This is a genomic window from Actinokineospora sp. NPDC004072 (assembly GCF_053604195.1).
The window spans coordinates 438,607-464,862 of the sequence record NZ_JBSGHB010000002.1 but is presented as its reverse complement, the minus strand read 5'-3'; the positions used below and the strand labels follow the sequence as shown (position 1 = coordinate 464,862).

The window sequence follows — 26,256 nt, the reverse complement described above, 5'->3', positions numbered from 1 at the left end:
ACCTCGAAGAGCCACCCCATGAGCCCGCCAATCGACACCGATCCACCGCAACCCCGCGGCCCCACGGACCCCGGCCCAACCTCCACCCCGGCGGGCCACCGCATGAGCCCACCACCACCTCCCACCGACCCCGCACCGAGCCACCGCAACCCCGCGGCCCCACGGACCCCGGCCCTACCCCCACCCCGGCGCGCCACCGCATGAGCCCGCCACCTCCCACCAACCCCGCACCGATCCACCACAACCCCGGTGCCCCCAGGGATCCCGGCCCTACCCCCACCCCGGAAGGCCACGGCATGAGCCCGCCAACCACCCCACCCCCACCGAACCGCCGAACTCCCGCCGCCACCCCACCGATCCCCGCATTACCCGCACCCCGGAAGGCCACGCCATGAGCGCGCCAACCACCGAAGCACCACCCCGCACCCCCCAACCCCCACCCACCACACCCCCACCACCCCGCCGCACCGCCCGACTCCGCCGCGCGGCGACCACCGCCACCGCCAAGAGCGCCGCGATCACCGCCCTGCTCATCCTCTGGGAGGTCGCCCCCCGCGCAGGCTTGGTCGACCGGACGTTCCTGCCGCCGTTCAGCGAGGTCGTCGCCGCGTGGTGGGGGCTGCTGGTGGACGGGCGGCTCATCAGCGATGTCGAGGCCAGCCTGGTGCGCTCGCTGAGCGGGTTCGCCATCGCGGTGGCCGTCGCGGTGCCGCTCGGGTTGCTGATCGGCTGGTACCGGCCGGTGTCGGATCTGCTGAACCCGCTGCTGGAGGTCTTCCGCAACACCGCCGCGCTGGCCCTGCTGCCGGTGTTCGTCCTGCTGCTGGGCATCGGCGAGACGTCCAAGATCGCCATCGTCGCCTACGCCTGCACGTGGCCCGTCCTGCTCAACACCATCAGCGCGGTGCGGGAGGTCGATCCCACGCTGGTCAAGCTGGCGCGGTCGATGGGGCTGCCCGCGCACCGGCTGTTCCAGAAGGTCGTGCTGCCCGCCGCGGTGCCGACGGTGTTCACCGGCATCCGGCTGGCGGGCGCGGTGTCCATCCTGGTCCTGGTCGCCGCCGAGATGGTGGGCGCCAAGGCCGGGCTGGGCCACCTGATCAACTCCGCGCAGTACAACTTCGCCATCCCGCAGATGTACGCCGGGATCGTCACGCTCTCGATCTTCGGCCTGCTGTTCAACCACCTGCTCGTCGCCCTGGAGCGCCGCTTCACGTCGTGGCGCGTCCCCGCCTGAAAGGAATCTTCCCGATGACCCTCGCCACCTCCTTCGACGTCCGCCGCGTCGGCGGCCGCATCGGCGCCGAGGTGCTCGGCCTGCGCCTGGCCGACGACCTGCCGCCCGCCACCGCCGAGCGGCTGCGCGCCCTGCTCAACGAGCACAAGGCCCTGTTCTTCCGCGGCCAGGACCTCGACGACGCCAGCCACGCCCGCTTCGCCGCCGCCTTCGGCGAGCTGACCACCGCCCACCCGACCGTCCCCTCGGTCGACGGGCAGCCGCACGTGCTGGCCGTCGACGGCGGCCACGGCATCCGCGCCAACCGCTGGCACTCCGACGTCACCTTCATCCGCACCCCGCCCAAGGCCACCTCGCTGCGCGCGCTGGTCATCCCCGAGCACGGCGGCAACACCCTCATCGCCAACACCGCGGCCGCCTACGCCGACCTGCCCGCCCCCCTGCGCGCCTTCGCCGAGACGCTGCGCGCGGTGCACACCAACGCCTTCGACTACGCCGACCCGCCCGCCAACGCCGCCGTCGCCGAGCACCGCAGGACGTTCACCTCCCGCACGTACCGCACCGAGCACCCGGTGGTCCACGTGCACCCGGAGACCGGCGAGCACGCCCTGCTGATCGGCGGCTTCGCCGACCGCATCGTCGGGCTGTCCGATTCGGACTCGCGCGACATCCTGCGCTTGCTCCAGAACTACGTCACCCGCCCGGAGAACATCGTCCGCTGGCAGTGGAGCCCGGGCGACGTGCTGATCTTCGACAACCGCGCGACCCAGCACTACGCCCCGGACGACTACGGCGACCAGCCCCGCCTGCTGCACCGGGTCACCGTCGCGGGCGGCACGCCCGTCGGCGTCGACGGCACGCCCAGCCAGGCCATCGAAGGCGACGCCGCCCACTACACCAGCCCGAACTGACGGGAGCCCCGCGATGCCCTCCATCCTGGTCCTCTCCGGCAGCCCGTCGGAGACCTCCCGCACCGCGGCGCTCGGCGAGTACGCGGCCGCGCGCCTGCGGGCGGGCGGGCACCTGGTCCGCACGGTGCGCGTGCGCGACCTGCCCGCCGTCCCGCTGCTGTCCGCCGACACCGCCCACCCGGCCATCGCCGACGTGCTCGCCGCGGTCGAGGCCGCCGACGCCCTGGTGATCGCCACCCCGGTCTACAAGGCGGCCTACAGCGGGCTGCTCAAATCGCTGCTCGACCTGCTGCCGCAGGCCGCGCTGGCGGGCAAGTCGGTCCTCCCGGTCGCCACCGGCGGGACGACGGCCCACGTCCTGATCCTCGACTACGCGCTGCGCCCCGTCCTGTCCGCCCTCGGCGCCCACCACATCCTCCCCGGGCGCTTCGTCCTCGACCGCCACATCACCGGACCGAGCATCAGCCCCGATTCCCGGTCCGCAGTGGACGAGGCGATCGACGCCTTCTCCGCCTCGATCCGCCCCGTCACCGCGGCGGTGCTCTGACCCCCGCGTCCGGTCGGCCTGGGGCGGCCGGCCGGACGCGGTTCAGACGCCGAGGAACCGCACGATGGGCCACGCACCGTCCGAGGTGTTCCCGATGACGGTGTGGGTCGTCCCGGTTGCGGGGTCGTGCACGCTCTTGAACGACACCCCGGCGTCGCCCCCGACCAGTGCCACCGCGCTGCCGGTGCGGTGCAACCAGAAGCCCAGGCCGTACCGCATCGCCTCCGCGGGCACGTCGCTGCGCGGACGCACCACCTCCGCCACCCAGTCCGGCGAGATGATCCGCCCGGCGAACAGCGCCCGCCACAGCGCGCCCGCGTCGGCGGCGGTGGTGTAGATCCCGCCGTCCCCGCTGCCGCGGATCGGCAGGTGGAAGACGTTGGACCGCCACTCGCCGTCAACGGTGAGGTAGCCGGTCGCGGTGCGCTCGCCGATCGAGTCCGACCGCAGGTAGCCGGTGTCCACCAGACCCGCGGGCTCGCAGACCCGTTCGCGCACCAAGTCGTGGAAGGGCACCCCGCTCACCCGCTCCGCGATCAACGCGAGCACGACGTATCCGCCATTGCAGTAGGAGAACCGCTCCCCCGGCGGGAACTTCTGCGGGTACCCGTCGAGGACGGCTAGGTACTGCTCGGTGTCCCGCAACTGCTGCACGGGGACGGGCAGCGCATACGCCGAGAGGTCGGTGAGGACTTCCTCGTCGAAGTAGTCCCCGATCCCGGACCGGTGCGCCAGCAGGTGCTCGACGGTGACGCCCGCGTCGATCAGCGGCAGGTCGTCGCCCAGCACCTCCCGCGCGGTCGTGCCCAGGTCCAACTGTCCACGCTCGACCATGCTCACCACGGTCAGCGCGGTGAACCCCTTGGCCCCGCTGGCGACAGCGAACCGCGTGTCCGGGGTGTTCGGCACGCCGTACCCGCGGTGGGCGTGCCCGTAGGCGCGGGTGAACATCTGCCCGTCCCGCTCGACCCGGACCACACCGGAGAAGCCGGTGGCGCGGGCAACCTCGTCCAAGTCGTCCATCAGTCCACGATGGCAGCGCGGGCGGCGGGAGGCACGCCAATTTCGCCCGTCGCCCGCTTCACCTGATCGTGGAATGGACGGTCGGAGCGGGGGCGTGTTCAGGTTGGTGGGCTGGGGATCATGCGGCAGCCGGGAGGCACCTGTGACGGACGAGAGGACGCCGGTCGCGGCGGCGCACGCGGCGGAGCTGTCGGGCCTGCTCGGCGACTACGACCTGGCGGCGGCGGCTGGCACGTCCTCGCTCGGGGCGTGGTTCCTCGGCCCGAAGGCGGAGAACGAGGAGCTGCTGACGCGGCTGGTGCAGCGGGCGGTGGCCGCGCACTGCGCCGACCGGCGCTCGGACTACCACGACGACCCGCCGTACGTCACCGACGAGATGAAGGCGGGCGCGGAGTACCGCAGCAGCGTCGGCGAGATCGAGAAGCAGCTCGACGTGCTGCTCAAGGCGCTGGAGCGGTCGGTGCCCTTCTGCAGCTACCGCTACCAGGCGCACATGAACTGGGACCTCACGATCCCCTCGATCGTCGGCTACTTCGCCGCCATGCTCTACAACCAGAACAACGTCGCCGTCGAGGGCTCGCCCGTCACGACCCTGCTGGAGACCGTCGTCGGCGACGACCTGTGCCGCATGCTCGGCTACACCATCCCCGACGAGGGCAGCAGCGACCCGCGGCCGTGGGGGCACATCACCTGCGACGGCACGGTGGCCAACCTCGAAGCGCTGTGGTCGGCGCGCAACCTGAAGTACTACCCCATCGCCGTCGCCGAGGCGATCCGCCGCGAGCACGACCTGCGGCCCGCGGGCGACCTCGCGGTGTCGCTGCCCGACGGCACCCGCCACCACCTGCTCGACCTGGACACCTGGTCGCTGCTGAACCTGCCGGTCGACGAGGTGCTGAGCCTGCCCGAGCGGATCGTCGCCCTCGATCCCCGCCTCGCCGACGAGCTGCGCTTCGTGCACAACCACACCATCCAGCACCTGGGCTACGAGCAGTTCGCCGCCAAGCACCTCGGCGGCGGGGTCCGGCCACCGGTCGTGCTGGCCCCGATCACCAAGCACTACTCCTGGCCCAAGGCCGCGATGGTGCTGGGCATCGGCGAGCAGAACCTCATCCCGATCGAGATCGACCTCGACGCCCGCGCCCGGCCCGAGCACGTGCGGGCGCTGGTGGCGGAGTGCGCCGAGGAGCGCAGGCCGGTGCTGGCGCACGTGGTGGTCATGGGCTCGACCGAGCAGAGCTCGGTGGACCCGCTGGCGGAGATGCTGCGCATCCGCGCGGACTTCCACCGGCGCAACCTGACCTACGCCGTGCACGCCGACGCCGCGTGGGGCGGCTACTTCGCCTCCCTGCTGCGCCCGGGGCCTGCCGGGGCCACGGCCACGCCGGAGCTGTGGATGAGCGAGTACGTCACCGAGCAGTACGCGGTGCTGCCCGAGGCCGACTCCATCACCATCGACCCGCACAAGGCCGGGTTCATCCCCTACCCGGCGGGCGGCCTGTGCTACCGGAACAAGGCCCAGCGCGAGCTGATCTCCATCTCCGCGCCCTACGTCTCGCACAACGAGGTCGACCCCAGCGTCGGCTTCTACGGCATCGAGGGCTCCAAGCCCGGGGCGGCCGCCGCTGGCGTGTACCTGAGCCACCGCGTCATCTCCACCGACCAGAACGGCTACGGCAAGCTCCTGGGCAAGGCGCTGTTCAACAGCAAGCGCTTCTACGCCGCCATCGTCACGATGACCACCGACAGCGACCCGTTCGTCCTCGTGCCGTGCCAGCGCCTGCCCGCCGAGCGCACCCACCCCGGCGACGAGGCCAAGCTCAACGAGCAGCTGGCCTTCATCCGCGAGCGGATCGTGCCCAAGAGCAACGCCGAACTCCTCGACGACCCCGAAGCCCTGGCCCTGCTCCAGGAGCTGGGCTCGGACCAGGTCATCATCGCCTACCTGTTCAACTTCAAGCGCGACGGCGTCCTCAATTCGAGCGTGGCCGACATGAACCTGCTCAACCAGCGGATCTACCACGCGCTCAACATCACGCCGAGCCAGGCGGTGCGGTCGCAGGACCCGGCGGCGCTGCCCCCGCTGATCGTCACCGGGTCGAAGTTCGAGCCCGACGTCTACGGCCCGGCCTACCTGCGCCGCCTGCGCTCGCGGCTGGGCATCGAGGACGGCCGCATGGAGGACATCGACTACCTGATCTCCACGACGATGGACCCCTGGGTCACCGACACCGCCGAGGGCGACTTCACCCCGACGCTGATCGACGCCCTCCGCCAGACCGTCACCCGCGTCATCGCCGAGACCTTCGGCCCGCTCCCGATCCCCACGCAGTCCCAGGAGAGCCCCGAGCCCACCGTGCAGGCGCACTGAGCCTGCACATTTGCTAGCACGCTTGCATGCATGCATGTTAGCTTGGGCGCATGGAGCGGGTCGCCAAGCGGCAATTCAGCGTCTATCTGCCCCCTGACCTGGTCAGACGGGTCAAGCACGCCTCCGTGGAGGCCGACGAGTCGCTGTCGGCGTTCGTGGAGCGGGTCCTGGAGGACTACCTGCGACGCAGCGAGGAGCGTCCGTGATGCGCGTGCTGCCGATCCGCTACACCGCGGACGTCGAGGCCATGACCCGCTTCTACCGCGCCCTGGGCCTGCACCTCGGGTCGGTGTCGCGCCCGGGCGGGTGGGTCGAGCTGCCCGCCGACGGCGGCCTGCTGGCCCTCCACCGCGCCCCCGCCGCCGAGGCAGGCCGCTGCGAGCTGGCCTTCGAGGCCGACGAGCCGCTTGACGAGGTCGCGGCGCGGCTGCGGGAGGCGGGGTTCGAGCCGGGGCCGGTGATCGACGAGAACCACGGGTACTCGCTGCGCGTGCAGGACCCCGACGGGGTGTGGGTGCAGATCAACCAGTACGATCGCCAGCTCTACACCTAGCGGCATGGCAGGCACCCGCACGACGGGACCGCTGCTGCTCGCGGTCGGCATCGTCGCGCTCGAATTCGCCGCGGCGGTGACCGGGTTCGTCGCCGCGACGCTGCTGCCGGTCGTCGCCGCCGACCTCGACGCGCACGACGAGCTCGGCCTGCTGATCGCGGGGTCGTCGCTGGGCCTGTTCGTCGCGCTGCCGCTGGCGGGCCGCGTGCTGCGCAGGCTGGGGCCGCGGGCGACGCTGGCCGTGGGCATGCTCGCCTACCTCGGCGGCCTCGCCACGGCGGCCAGCGCCAGCGCGGCGTGGGTGTTCGCGGTCGGCCAGTTCGCCACCGGCCTGGCCAGCGGTCTCCTGGCGGTCTTCAGCATCAGCTCGGCGATCCGGCACCTCGACGACCGCATCCGCATCAAGGTCGTCGCCGCGTCCTCGGCCATGTGGATCCTGCCCGCGCTGGTCGGGCCCGCCGCGACCCTGGGCCTGGAGCACCTCGTCGGCTGGCGCTGGACCCTGCTGGCGCCGATCCCCTTCGTCCTCTTCGGCCGCCTCCTGGTCGTCCGCGCCGTGCGCGACGACCCGCCCGACGAGTCCGCGCCCCGGCCGCTGGGCCGGACCCTGCTGGTGCCGCTGGGCGCCGCGGGCGTCGTGCTCAGCTCGGGCTGGTGGCCCCTGGCGGCCGTCGGCGCGGTGGTCGCGGTTGTGGGGATGCTGGCGATCCTGCCCCCGGGCACCGCCCGGCTGCGCGCGGGCACCCCCGCCGCCCTCGCCGCGATGGTCCTGTTCGCCACCGGCTACTTCGGCGCGGACAGCCTGATCACGGTGATGCTGACCAGCGGGATGCGGATGGACCTGGCCCAAGCCGCCATCGTCCTGAGCGCCGCGCCCCTGGGCTGGGCGGTGACGAGCCTGCTGTCGACGCATTTCGCGTCGGAGCGGGCCAAGCGCCACTTCCCGGCCATCGGCCTGGCCATGACGGCCGGCGGCACCGCCGTGCTGGCCTGGGAACTCGCGACGGCGGGCTCGTTCCCGACCGTCCTCATCGCCTGGGCGGTCGGCGGGATCGGGGTCGGCCTCGCCTACCCCGGCCTCTACATCCGCGCCACCACCGCCACCGCCGCCTTCACCGCCGCTGAGTTGGCCACCGCGGTCATCACCGCCGAATGCATCGGCCAACTCCTGGGACGCGCCATCGGCGGCACCCTGAGCGCTACCCCCACCGGCCTGCTGACCTCCTACGCCCTCTTCGCCGTCGCCCTGACCACCGCCACCTACGCGGCCCTGCGCTCGTCGCCACGCGGATAGCCTGCGCACGTCCCCACGCAGATAAGGCGTCGACGCCTCTCCGGTCTCCCTGGCATGGTCGGTCCCGTGCCTCCGGAAGTCGTCCTCCAGAACACCCCCCACCGCCGCGTCGTCCGCATAGGAAACACGGTCCGCCGCCCCCTCCACCCGTGGTCCCCGGCCGTCCATGCCCTGCTGCAACACCTGGAAGCCGTGGGTTTCCCGCACTCCCCCCGCTTCCTCGGCATCGACCCCGAAGGCCGCGAGATCCTCACCTACCTGGAGGGCGATGCAGGCCCGGCTTCCTGGCCCAAGATCATCGCCGACCCCGGCCTCACCGCCTTCGCCCACCTCCTCCGCACCTACCACGACGCCGTGGCCGACTTCCCCGCAACAACCCTCACCTGGCACACCGGCCCCACCCCCTCCCCACCGACTTCGCCCTGTGAAACACCGTCTGACAGACCCCCCACCCCCATCAGCCACGGCGACCTCGCCCCGCGGAACACCGCCTGCCAGGGCCCCACCCCCACCATCAACCACGGCAACCCCGCCCCGTCGAACACCGCCCGCCAGGGCCCCACCCCCACCATCAACCACGGCAACCCCGCCCCACGGAACACCGTCGGGCAGGGCCCTACCATCTGCCACGGCGACTTCGGCCCGTGGAACACCGTCTGGCAGGACCCCACCCCCACCGGCATCCTCGACTGGGACTACGCCCACCCAGCCCCCGCCCTCCACGACATCGCCTACGCCCTCGAATACGCCGTCCCCTTCCGCCCCGACGAAGACTGCGTGCGCTGGCTCCACTACCCCACCCCACCCAACCGCCGCCACCGCCTGGAACTCTTCGCCACCGCCTACGGCCTCACCACCACAACCCCTTTGATCGACGCCGTAATCACCACCCAACACGCCACCCTCACCCACGTCCACCGCCTAGCCACCGAAGGCCGCGAACCCCAAACCACCTGGCTAGCCAACGGCCACCTAACCACCCTCCACTCCAGACTCCACTGGACCACCTCCAACCGCTCCCTATTCGAGTAGCCCTCCCACCGCACCCCCCAACGCGGCGCCCTCGCCCTCGCCCTCGCCCTCGCCCTCGCCCTCGCCCTCGCCCTCGCCCTCGCCCTCGCCCTCGCCCTCGCCCTGAGGAGGATCGCGCAGCCCCCGGGTCGTCGCGGCAAGCGGCGGCGGTCGGCGGCGGCCGCGCTAGTCGCGCAGGTACCGCACGATCGCCAGCACCCGCCTGCTGTAAGCCGAGGTGTGGACCAGCCCGAGCTTGTCGAAGATCGCGTTGATGTGCTTCTCCACCGAGCTGCGGGACAGCGCCATCGCGTCGGCGATCCCGGTGTTGCTGTGCCCCTGCGCCATCTTCTCCAGCACGTCCCGTTCCCGGTCGGTCAGGCGGGACAGCGGGTCGGTATGCGTGGTGCGGGCGAGCAGGCGGCGGACAACCTCCGGGTCGAAGGCCGCACCACCCGCGTGCACCCGGTCGAGCGCGGACAGGAACTCGCCGACGTCCATCACCCGGTCCTTGAGCAGGTACCCCACCCGACCGGTCTCGTCGCCGATCAGTTCAGCCGCGTACCGCTTCTCGATGTACTGCGACAGCACCAGCACCGCGGTCTCCGGCCACCGCTTCCGGATCGTCAACGCAGCCCGCAGGCCGTCGTCGGTGTGCGTCGGCGGCATCCGCACATCGGTCACCACCACATCGGGCCGATGCCGCTCGGCCTCGACCACCAGCGCATCCGCGTCGCCGACAGCGGCAACCACCTCGTGCCCCTCGTCGGTCAGCAGCCGGACCAGCCCCTCACGCAGCAGCGTCGAGTCCTCGGCAACGATCAGGCGCACGGCAACCTCGCGGTGATGACCGTCGGCCCACCCACCGGGCTGCTCACCTCGAACTCCCCGTCCACCGCCGCCACCCGCCGAGCGAGCCCCGACAACCCGCCTCCCTGCGGATCGGCCCCACCCGCCCCGTCGTCCATCACCCGCACGACAACCGCCGATCCAATCCGGTCCACCCACATGTCGATCCGCTCCGCCCCCGAGTGCTTCACCGCGTTGGTCACCGCCTCCGACGCCACGAAGTAGGCAGGCACCTCCACCGCGCTCGGATACCGCTCATCCAACCCGAACCGCAGGTGAACCGGGATCACCGACATCTCCGCCAACGACTCCAACGCCACCCGCAACCCATCGGTGTCCAACGCGATCGGGTACACCCGCCAGGTCACCGCCCGCAGGTCGTCCAACGCCCGCCCAGCCTCGTCATGCGCCTGCCGCACCAACTCAGCCGCCCGCTCCGCATCCCCGCTGCGCCGCGCCCGCCCGAGCAACATCCCCAACGCCACGATCCGCTGCTGCACCCCATCGTGCAGATCCCGCTCAATCCGCCGCCGCTCGGCGTCGATCGCCACCACCACATCAGCCCGGCTCTCCGTCAACTCCGACACCCGCCGCCGCAGCCGCTCCTGCACGGTAGGCCCGAGGAAATGCCGCGCCAGCCGCTTGTCCAACTCCACCACCCCCAACATCCCCTGCACGGTGATGAACACCAAAAGCGCCCCCGTCAACACGAACACGATCGGGTCGTACCAGGAATTCGCGTCGCTATCGAAATCCCCCAACGACCGCCCCGCCGCCATCTGCGCCACCATCACCACCGCGCTCACCGCACCGAAGAGCATCAACAGCACCACCCCGGCCCCCAAGCCACCCACCAACCACCGGACCCCGAGATACCGAACCGCCCGCCCCCCGCTGAACTCCCCCACGCACACCAACCCGAAGAACCGCTCAATCCGCCGCCGCTCGAACTCCGCCACCCCCACCGCAACCCGCCCCACCCACCCCCGAGCCCCGGCTACCCCCAGCAACGGCCCCACCACAACCATCAACACCACCTCGGCGACCGCCGACACCCCGCCAACCACCACCCCAGCGACCAGCCGAGCCGCCCTCCCCACCACCGCACGCGACATGAGCGACACCCATTCAGTCTAATGGACCATTCGGACAATCAGCGGCACCTCACCCACCCACGGCGCACACCGTGAAGACCCCGAGCATCCAGCCATCACTCCGTGAGCACGCCCAACACCTGAGCACGGGCAAGCCTCACGCCCCTGCCCCATCGGGAGCCATGCGTCGCCTGCCCAACATGCCCCTCCTTCCCGCTCGTCGGCGAACGCGGCTACGTGGTTCTCCACCACCGCTCTGAACCCGGCTACAAGCGGCGACCAGCACGCCCTTTGCCGGCGACCAGCACGCCCTTTGCCGTGGACACCCCCTGGCCGAACGGGCGGAGTCAACCGAGCCCTAATCGGCACGCTTCGAATGTGCTCGAAGCAGGAGCAGCCCTAATCGGCATCAACCGAACCCGAGCACCGACTCCGCGCCGTCCTCGCCCGCCCCGCCTGCAGGTAGCGATCCGCAGAGAGGTGGTCAATGCGACAGGAGCAGCGTCAGGCCATCAGCTATGCACCCTCCTGATCACCTGGGTCGCCTCAGGGTCCAAGCGGTCGATCACCTGCGTCGCCTCGGGATCCGCGCGGTCGATCACCAGAGTCGCCTCCGGATCCAGCCCATCGGCCCGGCTAGACCGGTTGGACCGCAGGCGAACCACCACGAACAAAGCGATGGCGACAGCAACGCCGATCAGCACAACCTTCTGCGCCACCGCCGCGTACTCATCGACCAAGTGCCAGTTGGCCCCGAGCAGGTAGCCGGCAACCACGAATAAGGTGTTCCAGATCAGGCTGCCCAGCGCCGTCAGCACCAGGAATAACGGAAAGCCCATTCGGGCCACCCCGGCCGGAAGCGAGATCAAGCTCCGGAACAGCGGAATCATCCGCCCGAAGAAGACGGCCTTGGCCCCGTGCTTGGCAAACCACTGCTCCGTGCGGTCGAAGTCCGACACCTTCACCAGCGGTATCCGCGCCACCAGGGCCCTGGTCCGCTCCCGCCCCAGCAGCACCCCCACCAGGTACACCAGGATCGCCCCGACCACCGAGCCGACGGTCGTCCAGATCAGGGCCTCGACCAGGCTGAAGGCGCCGTTGCTCGCGGAGAAGCCCGCCAGCGGCAGCACGAGCTCGCTCGGGATCGGCGGGAAGAGGTTGTCCATGCCGACCACGACGGCCGCGCCTGCCCCGCCGAGCGTGTCCATCAGCTCGACGGCCCAGCCAGCCAGGCCGTCGAGTGGTTCTTGCGTCATTGCTTCCCCCAGGGAGTGCGAATGGCTGATGGGAAGCAGATTATGAGTTGGCGGGAATGGGCACCACGAGGTGATCCACCCAGTCTCTGGGGGCTTACCTCAGGGTAGGATTGTGGATAACCTCAATCGGCTGGTGCGCGGCGTTCCGCCCCGGGAAGCAGCTCCGCGATCCGCGCGCAGACGTGCGCGACCAGCGCCGCCTCGTGTTCGACCAGGTAGAAGTGCCCGCCCGACCACAGCGTCAGGTCGAACTCCTCAGTCGTCAGCTCGGCCCATCCGCGCATGTCCGCGGCCGACACCTCGGGGTCGTCATCGGCGGTGTGGGCCGCGATGGGCACGGCGATCGGCGGCAGCGGACCCGGGGTGTACGTGCGCACGATCTGGTAGTCCGCCCGAATCGCGGGCATCACCAGGTCCCGCAGGTCCGGGTGGTCCAAGACCTCGGTGTTGGCCTCCCCGAGCCGCTTGACGTCGGCGATGATCGCCGCATCGCCAACGACGTCGCGCACCCGGAGCAGGTGGGGCGGGCGCCTGCCGGACACGGCCAGCAGGAGCGGCGGCCTGGCCAGCGACCGCGCCACCTCGTGCGCGACAGAAGCACCCATGCTGTGCCCGAAGAGGACCAGCGGGCGGTCGGTCGGCATCGCCGCCGCGATCGCCTCGACCAGCGGCGCCATGGCCTCGATCAGCGGCTCGGCGATGCGGTCTTGGCGGCCCGGGTAGCGGACGGCCAGCACCTCCACGTCGGCGGGGACGTGCGCGCCCCAGCCGCGGAAGGCCGCCGCCGTCCCACCCGCGTGCGGGAAGCAGACCAGTCGGACCGCGGGCAGCCGCGGTCCGGTGACCTGTCGAAACCAGTTGTCCACGCCGCCTCCGTCGCGTCTGGTAGATCATCCGCCAGTCCGCGGCCAACCGCATCACCAGGTGAGCGGCACGCGGTCAGTACAGGTCGTGGTGCTTGAAGTTGGCGATCCCGGTGCCGACCTCCTGACGCCCCAGCGGGGTGAGGTCGAGCAGGTTGTAGGTGGTCAGCAGGAGGTCGGGGCCGCGGCCGTAGCTGGAATAGGTGTGGAACACGCGGCCGTCCTCCTGGAAGAAGACGCTGATCCCGTGCTGCTCACCATTGGCGTGCCAGGGCGTCGTCGCCTCGAGTTCAGCTTTGTTCCGGTAGTTGTAGTACACCGGCGCGACCGACTCGTCCTGGGTGGCGTGGAAGTCGTAATTGAAGTCGGACCCGTAGGAAGACACCCACGGGAACGTCCACCCGAGCCGCTCCTTGAACTTGGTGATCTTCTCCAGCGGCGCCCGCGAAACCGCGACCAGATTCGTCTCCCGCGACCGCAGATGCGACAGGTGCGGCAGGTTGTCGGCCAGGAACGAGCAGGACACGCAGCCCGCGTCCCACTGCGGGTCGAACATGAAGTGGTAGGTGAGCAGCTGCTTCCGCCCGTCGAACAACTCCTTTAAGGTCACGTCCCCGTCAGGCGAGGAAAAGGTGTACTCCTTGTCCACCTCCACCATCGGCAACGCCCGCCGACGAGCATTCAACGCATCCCGAGCCTTGGTGGCCTCCTTCTCCGCGGCCAACAATTCAAGCCGCGCAGCCAACCATTCCTCTCGACTCACGATCTGAGGCATGTAGAATCGACTCCCAAACTCCGGCGAACCCTTTGCCGGGAACGTTACCCACCCCACCACTCAAACCTCAACCGGCACGTGAATTACGCACGAATATGCCGGTAATCCCTCACCCCACGGCCACCAATACCCCCGCCGCCACCACCCCACCCCCGATCCCGTACAGTGACCCCCGCGGCCCCCGTAGCCCAATCGGCAGAGGCAACGGATTCAAAACCCGTCCAGTGTGCGTTCGAATCGCACCGGGGGCACCGCTGTCACCAGCAGATTCCGGCCGTGACCTGCGCAAACACCTCGGCTAGCCGATCATGCCCCGCCCGGCCGCGTCCGGCCAGTACCGGCCCTCAGCGGCTGTTCACCCCCGTTGCGCCCCCGCTGGGGAGCGGGCCTGACCAGCGCCATCGCAACCGAGGGCCGCTGCGATCCGCCCCCGGGCGACAGGGCCGGGCGAGGTGTGAGCAGGCGTTCACCGTCGAGGCGTAGGCACTGCTTGGCGAGCGGACCTAGCGGTCTAACCGTGCCACCGGCTCCCACGCAACCGGGCGGAGTGTCGGTTATGTCGTCGCCCAGGCTGCGGCGATGGCTCGGTCAACCGCCTGCGGGAAGTCCATCGGGGCCGACCATCTTGATGGTGCCACCCTGCTCTCTCAGGACGACGTCTGCGGGGTACTTGCCTGTGCCGATCGCGGCGACCTGACCGAGGCTTACCGTCCGCACGATCTCGTCGTCGCGGAGGAAGACGAGGAGGTTGCCGTCCTGGATGTAGTCGCCGTTGTAGGTGCCATCACCCTTGAGCTCGACGGGCTGGCCCAGCTCCCTCTCGATCCCCGCGCCGGTTGCAGGTCCGATGAAGACGTGCACGGAGGTCCAGTCGCCGGGGGCCAGTTCCTTGAGCGGCCGGGAGCCCGTCAGCTCGACAATCGAGGTTTCGAGTTCCACGTCGAATTCCACGTCCACTTGGGCTCCCGAGTTGCTGGCGCCGCATCCGGCTACGAGGGCGAGCAGGGTGAGAAGTGCAGCTATCACGCGCATGTCAGTACTGGTCCGGTGTTGCCGACGGTTCGCCGGGATCGTGGTCGTCGTCCCGGTCCGGGTTCTCCTTGGGCCAGGGGTTGTTGCTGATGTCGCGGGTTTCACCGGGGTTCACCTCGTTGGAGGGCACCAGCGTGTCGTTGCGATCGATGACCACCATCCGGCCGTCCTTGACCGCCTGCTCGACCAAGCCAGCCAGTTCCTCTGGGCTGGCGTCCGGATTGGCTCGCGCGATCTCGCGGCCCACCTCGTTGTTGTGCAAGTCCATGGCAACCGGGATGTGGTGACTGGCCGGGTTCCGCTCGTGTGCGGTGGCGAACTCGCTCGCCCACTACTCGCCGTACCGCTGGGTCATCAGCGCGTTCCAGTAGGCGTGCCGGAAGGCATCCGCGTGCCCGTCGGTCAGCCCCTTGCCCTCGAACGTCCCCTGCGCGACATGCAGTGCGTCCTGTCGGATGTCACCGAACTCCTTGAGCCCGAGCAATCCCTTGCGCATCTGCAGGTCGTCCAGCATCGCCACCTCGGTCTGAGTGAGCCGTTCCTGCGGAATGTCCCTCAGCTCCGCTATCCAACCAGTCAGGCCGGTCGGCCACATGGTCATTTCGTCAGTCCTGACCTGGTACTTGGCGAGCAGGTCCCGGTGTCGCTGCTCGTCGGCGATCCGGTCCTCGCCCGCCTCGGCCGCTGCCGTGAGCGTCGCCGCTCCCCCATCGTTGATCTCACCGGAGAGGATGCGTTGGAGCACGGAGTTCAGTTCGCTGTCGATCGCGGCGGCCCGGCCCAGGACGGCCTGCACTTCACTGCGGCGGACACCCGAGCGGCGAGATCCTCAAGCTCTTGGCGCCGGGCACGGAGATCCGCGTCCGCAGCTTCCCCGGTCCAGCCCTTCGGCTTCCCCCCGGTCCAACTCATCCTGCAAGCCGACGACCAGCTTGTTCTGTGCGGAGATGGTCACCTACCCGACCGATCACGTCCGGCTGCCACTGCTTCAACTCCGACCAGGTGGGCATCCGCGGCCCCTCATCCGGCGGAAGCCGTCGGCGGCGGCATCTTCTCGCGCCTGATAATCATCGGCGGCCGCGTTCAGCTTGGTCGCGTAGGAGTCCATGCCTGCAGCCCACTTGTCGCTGCTCGCCTCCCAATGCAGACCGAGCTGACCAGCGGAATCCGTTCCTGGCAACGCGGTGGCAAGCTCAGCCACTCGACCCAACTCCAGCTTGCGCACGATATCCGCCGCTTGCGCGGCGGCTCAGCCGCAGCACGCACCGCTGCCGGTGGAGTACGAGGTCAGCGCCGGACAGGGAACCCCGGCGAGAGTGCGTCCGGTGGTGACGTTGTGATCGAGTATCCGATCGCCCGATTCGCATAACGGGCGACCAACTCTCGACACGCGGATAAAAGGTCTCAAAGAAAGCGATCAGACCCCCCGCTCGCACGCGACATCAACTTCCACGGATAAACTCAATGGGTTATCATCCATTCGATCAAATATCCAAAGTCTTCCACATTCTGAACATCTATATGCCTCGCCCAAACGGCCGAGCAATTCCTCCGCCGTAAGGTCGATATCAAATTCTGCACACCTGAGGTAGTAGTAACTATTCCGGAGGTCGTCAGTCCGAATTACTACACCGCACACGCAACGAATACTAGCCACAGCCTTGGGAGTATACACGTCATAGGGAACATTGTTGACAAGAAGGTCGGAGGTTCGACCACTTCCTGTCGCCTGCCTTAGCCCCTGTTCCTGTTCTATTGGGTGAGTCGGCATCTGCGTGGATGCGGATCATGGCCGATTGGACGAATGTGGCGTGGTGGGTGGGGTGTCGTTCGTAGTCTCGGGCGCATCTGCGGTGTCTGGTGATGCAAGGGTGTGTTCGACCACTCAACGCCGGGGTAGGACGGTGAAGGTGTTGGTGTGCAGTCGTTGGACGATCTGCATGGTCAGGCCGAGCTGCTGTGCGTCGTTGATGGTGTGGCCGGTGTAGCCGCCGTCGGCCCCACACGTGCTTGAGCCGTGTGCCGGTGGCGTGCAGCAGTCGGAGCAGGCGTGGTGCGGCGGCGCGGTCTTGGGTCGAGGCCGGTGTCACCCGGATGGCGAGCAGTAGGCCGAGTGTGTCGACGGCGATGTGGCGTTTACGTCCGTTGACCTTCTTGCCGGCCTCCCACCCGCGAGAACGGCGGCGGACGGTCTCGGCGGCGCGGATGGATTGGGAATCTATGATCGCCCATTGCGCGTCGGTGGTGTCCGACGTGTACCGGCGCGCCCAAACCGCGGGTTGATGGGCGGCGGAGAACCGACAACACGACCCCGACCCGGACACGGTGCTGCTGGTGGCGCACGATAACAACGGAACTCCTGGTAGACCGGACGCCTCGACAACGCCGATCTACCAGGAGTTCTCTGCGCACAGCACCAAGACACGCCGACATATGATCAGCTCAGGAACAGGCACTTAGGGGCTGGCGTTGGACGCTCCTGCCAGCCAGCGCGACGGTGCAGTCGTGAAGTTGTCGCCCGGTGTGCGTCATGGTTCGACGACGGCGGAGTGGGGCTCGGTGTGGGTCAGCGTGGTCAGGATTTCGGCCGATAGTTCGGCGAGTTGGTCGAGTTGGTCGTCGGTGAGGGGGTTGATGACGGCGCGGCGTACGTAGGCGGTGTGGCAGGGTAGGGCTCGTTGGAGGGTGGCTCGTCCGTCGGTGGTGATCTCGACGTTGACGGCGCGGCCGCCGCCGCTGCAGCGTTCGACCAGGCCGCGTTTGCACATGCGGGTGAGCTGGTGGTGCAGCCTGCTCTTCTCCCAGCCGAGCATGTCGGCCAGCTCGTAGGCGCGCATGCGGCCGTCGGCGGTGTCGGACAGCACGGCCAGGACGGTGTAGTCGGCGCTGGACAGGCCGCTGTTCCTCTGCAGCTGCTGCTCGATGCGGATGCGCAGCAGCTCCTGCATCCGCATGAATGTCTGCCACGCCCGCAGCTCTCGCGCGTCCAACGGCCTGCCCAACTCGAAACCGTCCTGCTCCGGCGTCATGCCCGTCACTCTACCGGCGTTGAGTTGACGTGTCACCTCAGCCGCCGTAGCGTTGGAGGTGACACGTCAACTCGATGCCGTGGAGGCAGCCATGCACCCGGTCCGGCGCACGGTCGTGCGGATAGACAACCGGCAGGAGCTCGGCGCGGACGAGCAGGTCGACGACAAGGCCGTGTTCTTCGCGCCGCTGGCACCGGAGCTGACCGACCCGTTCCTGCTGCTGTCCGACGACGTCTTCTCCTCGCCGGGGTTCGAGTGGCACCCGCACCGCGGCTTGGAGACGGTGACGATGGTCCTCGACGGCGTCCTGGAGCACGGCGACAGCCTCGGCAACGCAGGCGCCCTGACCACCGGCGACGTGCAGTGGATGACCGCCGGGCGCGGCATCATCCACCGCGAGCTGGCATTCCGCAACGAACGCGCGCACACCCTGCAGCTGTGGGTGAACCTGCCCGCCGACAAGAAGCTGACCGACACCCGCTACCAGGACCTGCTGGCCGCGAAGCGCCCGGTCGTCGAAGGTGACGGGACGCGCGTCGACCTCATCTCGGGCCAAGCGGGCGGACTGACCGGCCCCGCGCTGACCAATTGGCCGATCAGCGGCGCCGTGCTCACGGTTGAACCCGGCCGTAGCCTCGCGCACGCCCTGCCCGCCGACGACCGGGCGTTCTTCGCCGTGCTCGCAGGCCCGGTCACCATCGCCGGGCACACCATCCGCGCGGGCCAGACCGCCTGGTCCGACCCGACCGGCGGCGGCAACGAGCTCTCCACAATCGATCTGCACGCCCCCGACGACGACCAGCCCGCCCAGATCATGGCCTTCAGCGGCCCGCCGATCCGCCAGCCGATCGCCATCGGCGGCCCGTTCGTCATGAACACCAAGGCCGAGATCACCAAGGCGTTCATGGACTTCCACTCCGGCAAGTTCGGCGACATCCCCCGCCAAGCCCGCCTGAAGTACCGCTGATCTACACCCCAAGGAGCACCATCTATGAACGTCCTACGCATCGACTCCAGCATCCAGGGCCCCGCCTCGGCGTCCAGCGAACTGGCCGACCTGGCCGAGGCCGCCTGGACCGAGGAGCGGCCGGACTCCACCTTCACCCGCCGCCACCTCGCCACCGACCCGCTTCCCGCCGACGCCTGGGCCCCCGCCGCGATCGCCTCCTTCATCCCGGCCGAGCACCGCACCCCGGCCGACACCGACGCGCTCGCCCTGGCAAGCACCCTGGCCGACGAGCTGCGCACCGCCGACGCCGCGATCCTCGCCCTGCCGCTCTACAACTACGGGCGTCTCCCAGCACGTCAAGACCTGGATCGACCTGGCCATCGCAGGCGGTGAGAACGGCGAGCGGTTCCTCGACGGCAAGCCGGCGATCCTGGTGACCACCCGCGGCGGCTTCTACGGCACCGGCGCCCCGCGCGAAGGCTGGGACCACAACACCAGCTACCTCAAGCGCATCCTCGCCGACCTCTGGGGTGCCGACCTCACCGTCATCGAACGCGAATTCACCCTGGTCGGCATCAACCCGGCACTCGACGAATTCGCGGAGACCGCGGCGATGCTGAAGAAGGCCGCCCACGAAGCCGCCGCCGAAGCAGGCCGCACCCTCGCCGCACGCTGACCTCACCCGAACAAGATGTTCCAGGTCGTGGAAGATTCTTACGGTGACGAGCGAGGAACTGCGGGCGATCCTTCATGACGACGGGCTAGCCCACGGCGAGCGAATGCATAGGCTCAGTCAGCTGACGGGTGTCGAAGGGTGCGTGACCGAGGCGTTGGCGAAGGCGTTCGCCGAACGCGTTTGGCGCAGGTTCGAGCTCTACTTGCTGGCAGCGGTGTACCACGCTGGTCCGGCGGCAACTCCGATACTTTGCGACGCGCTTGCTGAACGGTCCAGGGCAGTGCCGAACGAGGACGTCCTGGAGGTGTTGGCCGAGCTCGGTGACCCAGCGTCGCTGGACTGCCTGCGGAGGACGATGTACTGGCGGCCTGAGTGGGACGAGTTCGACCAGGTCGGAGTCAAAGCATTGCTGGCGATCAGCACGGTGAACACCGAAACCGCTTGGAAGTTGATCGCTGAAGCTGTCTCTCGCGGATCACCTGCGGTTAGCACTCGAGCCCGGCAGCTTCTTGAGCGGTACTCCAAGAAGTAGGACTCGACGCAGGTCTTGGGCCGGTCGGGCTGGACGCCGAGTTCGGGTGGTACCGCAGCGCGCCGATCGCGGTGCCGGTGCTGGATGGCACGTTGTGCCGCTTGTGGTTGAGGGATACGACGAGGATCCCCGGACAGATGACTTCCACGACACGATCCGCGCGTTCTTGGCGCTCGACCCCGCGGTGCTGTCGGCTGCTGCGCCCTCGATCTTCGCCTGCTACCTCGACGTGCTGGCCGACGACGGCGAGGACCTCCAGATCGAGAGCCCGGACGACGTGCTCAAGCACGTCGAACTCGGCGATGAACCGACCATCAGCCGGGACGGGGACGGACACGTATACGTCTCGCTGGGTGCGAATGCGACTGGGAACCCGAACACGGCCTCCAGAGCGCTGTCGCTGCGCAGACACCACTCGCACACGCTCATCGTGCCGATGTCGCTAATCCGCGACGCCTACCGGGAGGAGATCCTCAGCGGCCTGGCCGACGCGGGCGAGGAAGTCCTGCACGTCTTCCTGGACGCAGACGCCGAGGTGCTGAGGAGGCGGCTCAGCGCCCGGGTGCCGAGCCATGCCGAGCCAGCGTCGGCCAAGGCGGGGACTCGAATGGGCACTGAGCCGTATGGACCCGGCCGCCAGCGCCCGCCAGCCGCACGGCACGGTCGTGCTGCGCTCGGACCAGCTCACCCCGGCCGAACTTGCCGACGAGGTGCTGGCAGCACTCCACAGCCGCCACGGCCCCGCGGAGTAGACCAGGGCGACCGGCCGAGCCGAACGACCGGACTTCTCGCGGGCTGAGCAGGCGCTGGGAGCTGGTCACCGAGGTCATCCAGACCCATCAGCTCGATCCGCCGTGCCTGCAGCCGCGCCCACGGTGGCGTCAGCGATCGGCTTGCTGCCAGCTTCGGCGGCGCGTCCAGGCCGCGACTGCTGTCCAGCCGCAGCAGGGTGATCACGAGCGCGCGGGTCTCACACTAGCCGGTGGCCAACATCGGGCCGGACCGGGTGGTGAGGTCCCGGGTCGTGCGCGTGTCGCCGTCGAGTTCGGCGGCTAGGCGGGTGATCAGCGACCCGTAGGTGCTCAACTCGGTGTAGACGGCGGGCTTTCCGCAGACCTCCCCCCGGCTGAAGATGCCGACGTGGATCCACATGCCGTGACCGTCCCTGCGGAGCAGCGGGCCGCCGGAGTCGCCGTAGCAGGGGCCGGGGCCGCCCCGGTCGTAGCCCGCGCAGATCTCCCGCTCGGGGACCAGGCTGGCGTAGATCCCGCCCGTCGCAGCGCAATCCGCGTCGCTGATGAAGGGCACCTCCGCCTTGCGCAGATAACGCGACGGAGCCTGGCTTCCCCCTACAGTCGCACCCCAGCCCGCGATGGTGAACGTGCCCGTGTCGTACGCCTTGGTGGTGGCGATCGGCACCGTCGCGGCGCCCGCGATCGGGCTGTGCAGCTTCAGTAGCGCCCAGTCGCCCGCATTCGCCTTGGAGTAGTAGGGGTTGATGTAGAGGTAGGTCGTCGGGCGTCGGACCGGCTGCGGGTCCAGCAGGTCGATCAAGCCGTAGAGCACCGTCGTCGAGGTGTGGCGGCTGCCGCCCTTGGGCGCCCCGGGGAAGCAGTGCGCGGCGGTGAGCACGACCTCGTCGGTCAGCATCACGCCGCCGCAGCCCATCGACAGCCGCACCATCCAGGGGAACTCCCCCGGCTCGGCGTATCTGCCGCCGATAATCTGGATGTTGGCGTCGGGCTCCGCCGCCTGCGCCGGAGCGGCGACCACTGACGCGCTCAACGCCAGGACGAACGCCAGTCTCGTAATACTTCTCACGATCGGTCCTTTCTGGGCGGGCAGTGCAGCAGGGACGCCGCAGAACAAACTCAATCGTGCACAGGACCGACGACGTGATCAATCCGCGAAATCAGTGGTCTTGTCCTAGACGCTCGGCGGGGACCGTTTGGCTACAGCCGCGTACCAACGGAGATCGACGACGACGCCCGCAGGCCGTACGAGCGGTTCCTTCGAGGAGCCCCACTGCCGGGACGCGAACACGGCTAGCCCCCGTCCTAGCCGGCCCCTGGGGCGAGGCCCGGCAACCGATGCGCAACTTGCCGGGCCGAGAACTCTCGGTCAGCAGAGCCGGCAGCCTGGGCTTGGCCTACCCCCGACCTAGCCCGGCCGCCGACTCCCCTGCGACTGGTCCGTTCACCCGCGGGTGCATGGACAATCGCAGCAGTGGCGGGGGTGATCCGGGGGCGGGCGGCGCCACCCGACCCCGGATCACCAGGGACGTGAACCGGTCACGCGGCCCAGACGCCGGACACCGCGGCGGTGGAGTCGAAGTCGAAGTAGAAGCGGGTGCCGTCGAGAACGTCGGTGGCAATCACCGTCCACTGGCCCGCCGCCGCCCAGGTGTAGTTCGACTGGCAGTACTCCGGCCTGCTGGAGGGCTTGAAGCACACCGCGATCCATCGGCCCGCATTCAGCTTGACGTTGATGTCCGCGCAGTTGGAGGTGGTCGTGAAGTGCCCCCCGCCCGACGGGTACCACCGGACGCCCGACGGCTTGCTGAACGACTTGGCGCTGCCGTAGCAGCTGAGCGCCGAGGCGGGCTCTGCGGCGGCGGGTCCAGCGGCCACACCGCCTGCCACAACCATCATCCCGACGAGCGCCGCCGCTTTCCTTGCTATCCCGAACATCTTTCACCCCTGTTCTGTCTATTGTGGTCGGTCGATGACCTCCACACCGCAAGTGTGCCGCTGGCGCGCCCTTACGTCAGGCGTTCACGACCACTCGCGGGACCTGCACCGCAGGCCTGCTCCCCTAGCAGCCAGAATGCCCTGAAGGGCAACGGAAATTCACCCGTACGGCCGTGCGCGCAGATGCAGCGGAATCGGAGCATCCTCCGCCCAGTTCGCCCGCACGTGCGGTAAACCTCGTCAGGGCTGACGGGTGAATGTCTCGATGGGCAAGGCAGAACAGCCGACGGCGGCGCAAACCTGGTTGCTGCTATCGGGTTGCCAGTTTGTTCGTGGACGGCCACAGCTGGCCTACAGCACCGCGACAGCATCGAGGACGGACCGGACCGGCGCTGCAGCCGGGAACCACCAGAGTCGGATACGCCCCCGGCCACACGAGCAGGTTCAAGCAACCCACACTGCTGGAACGAAAGGCCAGCCGCACATCAGCGAGTAGTTGATTTAGCTGTGGCCGCTGTGATCACGAACGCGATGGCGTATCCATGAAACGGCGACGGCGGCTGCGAGTCCGACTCCAGCTGCGAAGGGAACCAACGTCCACCGCTCATCCGGGCCGTAGCGCACAGGGCCGCCTGCAGGTGCGTCGACCACCACGTAACCCAGTTCGGCGGCTTGAGCAACCGCGTCCTCGTCCGGCAGCAGGAGGATCGACACCCCCGCCGCCAGGACGCATGCTCCCACGATCACCGCGGTGGCGGGCCAGTCACGAAAGAGCGTGCGACGCCAAGCGAACGCACCGCCCAGGATCACAAGAACAGCTGCCGCTAGGAGGACGTACACCCAGGTTCGGTCTGGAACCGGCTGTGCACCGACTGCTTCAGCGGTGGTGCGGCCAGTGGCGCCGGAGTGCCACTCGGCGGGGAGCTCGGGCGACCGGCGAGTGGGTCGACCACCCGTCAGCGGAAGTCGGCTCGCACGTAGGTCTCGTAGCTGATGACGGCGGGGATGGTCACGTCAAGCGCCCCTGGTGTTGTGGTGAGCGTTTCTTCGGTTCCGAGCATCTGGTTGGTCTCCGGCGACACCAGCAGTGAGTACCGGGCGGGCAGGCCTGCGTAGTCGGAGTCCATGGCGAACACCTCGGCGGCGCGGCCGATGCGGTCCGTTGTCGTTCCCTGGTAGGTCACGCCCGGTAGGCTGCCGACCAGTTCCAGGACGGCGGCTCTCTCTGCCGGTGTCAGGACCCGCTCGCGGAGCAGATCGTGGACGGCCACGAAGGTCTTGATCGGGCCGATCGCGTCAGGTGGGTTCGGGCGGTGCAGGTAGCGGGCCAGGTCGTCCGCGGTCGCTGGGGGTCGTGCGGGGCCGAACGTGGGTGGGCGCTCCCCCGGTGACCATTCGTCGGTCTCGGTTCCGCTGATGGACGCGGCCCACTCGCGGCGATCGGCGTCGTTGCGGAACTCGGGTTCGGCCCACTCCCACTCGGCACGCCCGGAGCCGTCGGCGGCCCGCCAGGTCCGGTGGATCTCCGGCACGACCGCGGACACCGTGCTGCCCCCGGACACCTGGCTGTTGAGGTACCACGCGCGCATCTCGATGTACTCGGTGGTTTCGCCTGCCTCCGGAACACCCGAGGTTCGCGCGAGCCGGGCCAGCTCAGCCAGGCGCTGCTCGGCGGAGGTGGCCACGGCGGGCGCGGTGACCACCAACGGCTCTGGCGTGGCCGCCGTGCCCCTGGGGACGTTCGGTCCCGCGGCTTGCCACACCAGCACGCCGACGACCACGGCCAGCGCCGTCGCGCCCGCGAGCACCAGCCTGCCGACCGCGGGTCGTGGGCGCTCGAAGGCCGCGCGCGCAGGCAGGGGCGGCGGTTCCACCGCGGGCTGATCCCGCATCGGGTCCAGCGGACCGAGAAGATCCCGCATCCGGGTTCGCACTAGTGAACTCCCTGCTCGATCGGATTGGCGACGCGGAGGTCCAACGCCCGGAGCAGCCGGCGACCTGCCCGGGAGATGCGCATGGCCGCCGTCGTCCGGGCGCAACCCAGGACCACGGCCACCTCGGCGGCGGTCAGCTGCTCCCAGGCGACAAGCCGCAGGACCTCCTGGTCCCGCTCGGTCAACCGGTCGAACGCCTCCGCGAGCACGAGTCGATCCACCACCACCGCCGGATCACCCTCGACCGCATCCTCGGCAAGGCTGCCAACCCGCAGAGCAAGCTCGCCGCACTCCCGCAGCCGCTGCACCAGCGGGGTGTAGTTGCCGTCCCCCGCCACCAAGCATGAACATGCTGACCTCGGGTGGGCGATCAGCGTCTCATCGCGTCAACGGCCATGCGGAGGTCGGCGGCGACTTGCTGGCCGCGCCGAAGCGGACCACCTGGATCAAGGTGACGCCGTTCATCGCCGAGTCCTGCTGATGGCAACCGAACTGCGGTTTCGCCCAGTCGGCGTAGGCGCGGATGACCGCGTTGCCGTTAGTTCAGGCACAACCGGGTGATAGCCGCGAGGGCACCGGGTTGGTCCGGCCCGGTAGCCCTCGACCCGCTGCGCAGACCAGGTTCTCGAAGTCCACCGCCGCGGAGCTGGCCGAGCAGGAGCGCGCCGTCATGCCAGCCTGCGGCCCTGCCGAGCCGGGTCACGCTCTGGCCACGGGCTTCGGCGTGCTCGACGTGGCTGCATGCAGCGGCCTGCACCGATGCCGCCGAGTGTCTGCTCATCGACCGGCACCGCGTCGAGCGGCATCGTCGCGGCGGGTGGCTTGCCGGGTGCCAGCCGGAGCCAGCTCGTTGACCATCGCCACCAGGTCACCAGCCACCACAGTGCGCGCCTCCTCAATATCCGGAGACGACAGCATAGGAGCACCGCGCCCGACCAACGCCGGCCTGCACGATCTGCCATCTTCGGAGAGCGGCGGCCGATTGAGTGCGAGCTGCGTGCAACACGAGGGCTTTGGTGGCCACATACAGGTGTGACCGGGGATTCGCGGGCGGGAGTGCTGGTGCGGCTGGCGTCGGGTGCGGAGCTGTCGGACCAGGTGTTGTGGAGTCGGGCGGTTGCCGGTGATCATCCGGCGTTCGCCGAGTTGTTCCACCGGCACCTGAAGATGGTGTGGAACTACGCCTATCGGTTGACGGGTTCGTGGGACGTGGCCGAGGACCTGGCGGCGGCGGCGTTCATGACGGCGTGGCGGCGGCGCTCGGAGGTGACGCTGGTACGGGAGAGCGCGCTGCCGTGGCTCTACACCGTGGTGGGCAACCTGGCCCGCGATGAGGCGCGGGGGGCTCGGCGACGGTCTCGGCTGGTGCGTCGGATCCCGCAACCGCCGGTGGTCGCCGACCACGCGGACGCCGTCGTCGATCGGCTGCACGACGTCGACCGGGCACGCGAGCTGATCGAGGCGGTGCGGCGGCTGCCGGGCACCCAGCGGGCGGTGGTCGAGCTCTGCCTGCTGGGTGAGCTGTCCGCGGGTGCGGCCGCCGAGGTTCTCCAGGTCAGTGAGACAACCGTGCGTTCTGCCTTGTCGCGGGCACGGGCCAAGCTCAGGAACATGGTGAGGGAGTAGAGGG

Annotated in this window: 28 protein-coding genes, 1 tRNA gene and 2 pseudogenes; 16 read left to right on the top strand and 15 right to left on the bottom strand. The window is 69.3% G+C overall.

The genetic code is table 11. From position 1 onward, the window contains the following. The first annotated feature begins 391 nt into the window (after positions 1 to 391). From ACWEPX_RS04580 to ssuE, 3 genes are read left to right on the top strand one after another with little or no spacing between them, the layout of a single operon-like run. A complete protein-coding gene (locus ACWEPX_RS04580) occupies positions 392 to 1,237 on the top strand; it encodes an ABC transporter permease (RefSeq protein ID WP_451895686.1) in 846 nt (281 codons plus the stop codon). Positions 1,238 to 1,251: 14 nt separating this feature from the next. Next, complete coding sequence (locus ACWEPX_RS04575) at positions 1,252 to 2,148, top strand: TauD/TfdA dioxygenase family protein (protein WP_451895685.1); 897 nt, start codon at positions 1,252 to 1,254, stop codon at positions 2,146 to 2,148. Positions 2,149 to 2,161: 13 nt separating this feature from the next. After that, on the top strand, positions 2,162 to 2,695 hold the full coding sequence (gene ssuE, locus ACWEPX_RS04570; RefSeq protein ID WP_451895684.1) for an NADPH-dependent FMN reductase: 534 nt from the start codon (positions 2,162 to 2,164) through the stop codon (positions 2,693 to 2,695). Positions 2,696 to 2,737: 42 nt separating this feature from the next. On the opposite strand, the gene ACWEPX_RS04565 is transcribed toward ssuE, so the two are convergent. Then, positions 2,738 to 3,718, bottom strand: coding sequence for a serine hydrolase domain-containing protein (locus tag ACWEPX_RS04565; RefSeq protein WP_451895683.1), 981 nt, complete (start codon positions 3,716 to 3,718; stop codon positions 2,738 to 2,740). 142 nt (positions 3,719 to 3,860) lie between these two features. Here ACWEPX_RS04565 and ACWEPX_RS04560 point away from each other — a divergent pair, with 142 nt between their 5' ends. The 5 genes from ACWEPX_RS04560 to ACWEPX_RS04540 all read left to right on the top strand — a co-directional run bounded on the left by ACWEPX_RS04560 (position 3,861) and on the right by ACWEPX_RS04540 (position 8,968). Beyond that, a complete protein-coding gene (locus ACWEPX_RS04560) occupies positions 3,861 to 6,089 on the top strand; it encodes a pyridoxal phosphate-dependent decarboxylase family protein (protein ID WP_451895682.1) in 2,229 nt (742 codons plus the stop codon). A gap of 50 nt (positions 6,090 to 6,139) precedes the next feature. After that, positions 6,140 to 6,295, top strand: a complete 156-nt coding sequence (locus ACWEPX_RS04555) for a ribbon-helix-helix protein, CopG family (protein WP_451895681.1) — start codon at positions 6,140 to 6,142, stop codon at positions 6,293 to 6,295. Then, positions 6,295 to 6,642 (top strand): VOC family protein, encoded by a 348-nt coding sequence (locus tag ACWEPX_RS04550; RefSeq protein WP_451895680.1) that lies wholly within the window; start codon positions 6,295 to 6,297, stop codon positions 6,640 to 6,642. Before ACWEPX_RS04555 ends, ACWEPX_RS04550 begins: the two co-directional genes overlap by 1 nt. 4 nt (positions 6,643 to 6,646) lie before the next feature. Continuing rightward, on the top strand, positions 6,647 to 7,936 hold the full coding sequence (locus tag ACWEPX_RS04545; protein ID WP_451895679.1) for an MFS transporter: 1,290 nt from the start codon (positions 6,647 to 6,649) through the stop codon (positions 7,934 to 7,936). Positions 7,937 to 8,128: 192 nt separating this feature from the next. Further along, the gene (locus ACWEPX_RS04540; protein ID WP_451895678.1) at positions 8,129 to 8,968 is read left to right on the top strand and encodes an aminoglycoside phosphotransferase family protein; all 840 of its coding nucleotides are present in this window, start codon (positions 8,129 to 8,131) and stop codon (positions 8,966 to 8,968) included. A 165-nt stretch (positions 8,969 to 9,133) separates the two neighbouring features. On the opposite strand, the gene ACWEPX_RS04535 is transcribed toward ACWEPX_RS04540, so the two are convergent. The 5 genes and pseudogenes from ACWEPX_RS04535 to ACWEPX_RS04515 form a co-directional block, all read right to left on the bottom strand. After that, a complete protein-coding gene (locus ACWEPX_RS04535) occupies positions 9,134 to 9,778 on the bottom strand; it encodes a response regulator transcription factor (RefSeq protein ID WP_451895677.1) in 645 nt (214 codons plus the stop codon). Further along, on the bottom strand, positions 9,769 to 10,851 hold the full coding sequence (locus ACWEPX_RS04530; RefSeq protein WP_451895676.1) for a sensor histidine kinase: 1,083 nt from the start codon (positions 10,849 to 10,851) through the stop codon (positions 9,769 to 9,771). The genes ACWEPX_RS04535 and ACWEPX_RS04530 overlap by 10 nt, the downstream gene beginning before the upstream one ends. A 671-nt stretch (positions 10,852 to 11,522) precedes the next feature. After that, positions 11,523 to 12,146 (bottom strand): annotated as a pseudogene (locus ACWEPX_RS04525) (DedA family protein); the annotation flags it as partial. A gap of 122 nt (positions 12,147 to 12,268) precedes the next feature. Beyond that, on the bottom strand, positions 12,269 to 13,012 hold the full coding sequence (locus tag ACWEPX_RS04520; protein WP_451895675.1) for a thioesterase II family protein: 744 nt from the start codon (positions 13,010 to 13,012) through the stop codon (positions 12,269 to 12,271). 73 nt (positions 13,013 to 13,085) lie between these two features. Next, complete coding sequence (locus ACWEPX_RS04515; RefSeq protein ID WP_451895674.1) at positions 13,086 to 13,772, bottom strand: DUF899 domain-containing protein; 687 nt, start codon at positions 13,770 to 13,772, stop codon at positions 13,086 to 13,088. A 189-nt stretch (positions 13,773 to 13,961) separates the two neighbouring features. Between ACWEPX_RS04515 and ACWEPX_RS04510 the strand changes: the two genes are divergently transcribed. Continuing rightward, positions 13,962 to 14,035 (top strand) — tRNA-Leu (locus ACWEPX_RS04510). 337 nt (positions 14,036 to 14,372) lie between these two features. On the opposite strand, the gene ACWEPX_RS04505 is transcribed toward ACWEPX_RS04510, so the two are convergent. From ACWEPX_RS04505 to ACWEPX_RS04485, 5 genes and pseudogenes are all read right to left on the bottom strand, one after another. Next, positions 14,373 to 14,741 carry a hypothetical protein gene (locus ACWEPX_RS04505; protein ID WP_451895673.1) on the bottom strand — a complete coding sequence of 123 codons (369 nt, stop codon included), beginning with the start codon at positions 14,739 to 14,741 and terminating at the stop codon, positions 14,373 to 14,375. Between the two features lie 76 nt (positions 14,742 to 14,817). Further along, positions 14,818 to 15,561, bottom strand: a pseudogene (locus ACWEPX_RS04500) (DUF6973 domain-containing protein). A gap of 243 nt (positions 15,562 to 15,804) precedes the next feature. Further along, positions 15,805 to 16,041, bottom strand: a complete 237-nt coding sequence (locus ACWEPX_RS04495; RefSeq protein ID WP_451895672.1) for a hypothetical protein — start codon at positions 16,039 to 16,041, stop codon at positions 15,805 to 15,807. A 451-nt stretch (positions 16,042 to 16,492) separates the two neighbouring features. Beyond that, positions 16,493 to 17,140, bottom strand: coding sequence for a transposase (locus tag ACWEPX_RS04490; protein WP_451895671.1), 648 nt, complete (start codon positions 17,138 to 17,140; stop codon positions 16,493 to 16,495). Between the two features lie 204 nt (positions 17,141 to 17,344). Then, positions 17,345 to 17,845, bottom strand: a complete 501-nt coding sequence (locus tag ACWEPX_RS04485) for a MarR family winged helix-turn-helix transcriptional regulator (protein ID WP_451895670.1) — start codon at positions 17,843 to 17,845, stop codon at positions 17,345 to 17,347. A 91-nt stretch (positions 17,846 to 17,936) separates the two neighbouring features. Between ACWEPX_RS04485 and ACWEPX_RS04480 the strand changes: the two genes are divergently transcribed. The 5 genes from ACWEPX_RS04480 (at position 17,937) to ACWEPX_RS04460 (ending at position 20,801) form a co-directional block, all read left to right on the top strand. Continuing rightward, on the top strand, positions 17,937 to 18,812 hold the full coding sequence (locus ACWEPX_RS04480) for a pirin family protein (protein ID WP_451895669.1): 876 nt from the start codon (positions 17,937 to 17,939) through the stop codon (positions 18,810 to 18,812). Positions 18,813 to 18,836: 24 nt separating this feature from the next. Beyond that, a complete protein-coding gene (locus ACWEPX_RS04475) occupies positions 18,837 to 19,187 on the top strand; it encodes an NAD(P)H-dependent oxidoreductase (RefSeq protein ID WP_451895668.1) in 351 nt (116 codons plus the stop codon). 40 nt (positions 19,188 to 19,227) lie between these two features. Further along, entirely contained in the window at positions 19,228 to 19,470 is a 243-nt protein-coding gene (locus ACWEPX_RS04470) for a hypothetical protein (protein ID WP_451895667.1), read from the top strand. A 43-nt stretch (positions 19,471 to 19,513) separates the two neighbouring features. Then, positions 19,514 to 20,002 carry a hypothetical protein gene (locus ACWEPX_RS04465; RefSeq protein ID WP_451895666.1) on the top strand — a complete coding sequence of 163 codons (489 nt, stop codon included), beginning with the start codon at positions 19,514 to 19,516 and terminating at the stop codon, positions 20,000 to 20,002. Positions 20,003 to 20,096: 94 nt separating this feature from the next. Next, a complete protein-coding gene (locus ACWEPX_RS04460; protein WP_451895665.1) occupies positions 20,097 to 20,801 on the top strand; it encodes a DUF6985 domain-containing protein in 705 nt (234 codons plus the stop codon). Positions 20,802 to 20,977: 176 nt separating this feature from the next. On the opposite strand, the gene ACWEPX_RS04455 is transcribed toward ACWEPX_RS04460, so the two are convergent. The 4 genes from ACWEPX_RS04455 to ACWEPX_RS04440 all read right to left on the bottom strand — a co-directional run bounded on the left by ACWEPX_RS04455 (position 20,978) and on the right by ACWEPX_RS04440 (position 24,964). Further along, complete coding sequence (locus ACWEPX_RS04455) at positions 20,978 to 21,823, bottom strand: S1 family peptidase (protein ID WP_451895664.1); 846 nt, start codon at positions 21,821 to 21,823, stop codon at positions 20,978 to 20,980. Positions 21,824 to 22,293: 470 nt separating this feature from the next. After that, positions 22,294 to 22,632: a hypothetical protein gene (locus ACWEPX_RS04450; RefSeq protein WP_451895663.1), complete on the bottom strand. Its 339-nt coding sequence runs from the start codon at positions 22,630 to 22,632 to the stop codon at positions 22,294 to 22,296. Positions 22,633 to 23,648: 1,016 nt separating this feature from the next. After that, the gene (locus ACWEPX_RS04445) at positions 23,649 to 24,584 is read right to left on the bottom strand and encodes a CU044_5270 family protein (RefSeq protein ID WP_451895662.1); all 936 of its coding nucleotides are present in this window, start codon (positions 24,582 to 24,584) and stop codon (positions 23,649 to 23,651) included. A gap of 41 nt (positions 24,585 to 24,625) precedes the next feature. Further along, positions 24,626 to 24,964 carry a sigma factor-like helix-turn-helix DNA-binding protein gene (locus ACWEPX_RS04440; protein WP_451895661.1) on the bottom strand — a complete coding sequence of 113 codons (339 nt, stop codon included), beginning with the start codon at positions 24,962 to 24,964 and terminating at the stop codon, positions 24,626 to 24,628. Between the two features lie 5 nt (positions 24,965 to 24,969). On the opposite strand from ACWEPX_RS04440, the gene ACWEPX_RS04435 reads away from it, so the two are divergent. Together ACWEPX_RS04435 and ACWEPX_RS04430 are read left to right on the top strand one after the other, a co-directional pair. After that, positions 24,970 to 25,107, top strand: coding sequence for a hypothetical protein (locus ACWEPX_RS04435; protein WP_451895660.1), 138 nt, complete (start codon positions 24,970 to 24,972; stop codon positions 25,105 to 25,107). Between the two features lie 578 nt (positions 25,108 to 25,685). Continuing rightward, positions 25,686 to 26,252, top strand: coding sequence for an RNA polymerase sigma factor (locus tag ACWEPX_RS04430; RefSeq protein ID WP_451895739.1), 567 nt, complete (start codon positions 25,686 to 25,688; stop codon positions 26,250 to 26,252). Positions 26,253 to 26,256 lie beyond the last annotated feature (4 nt).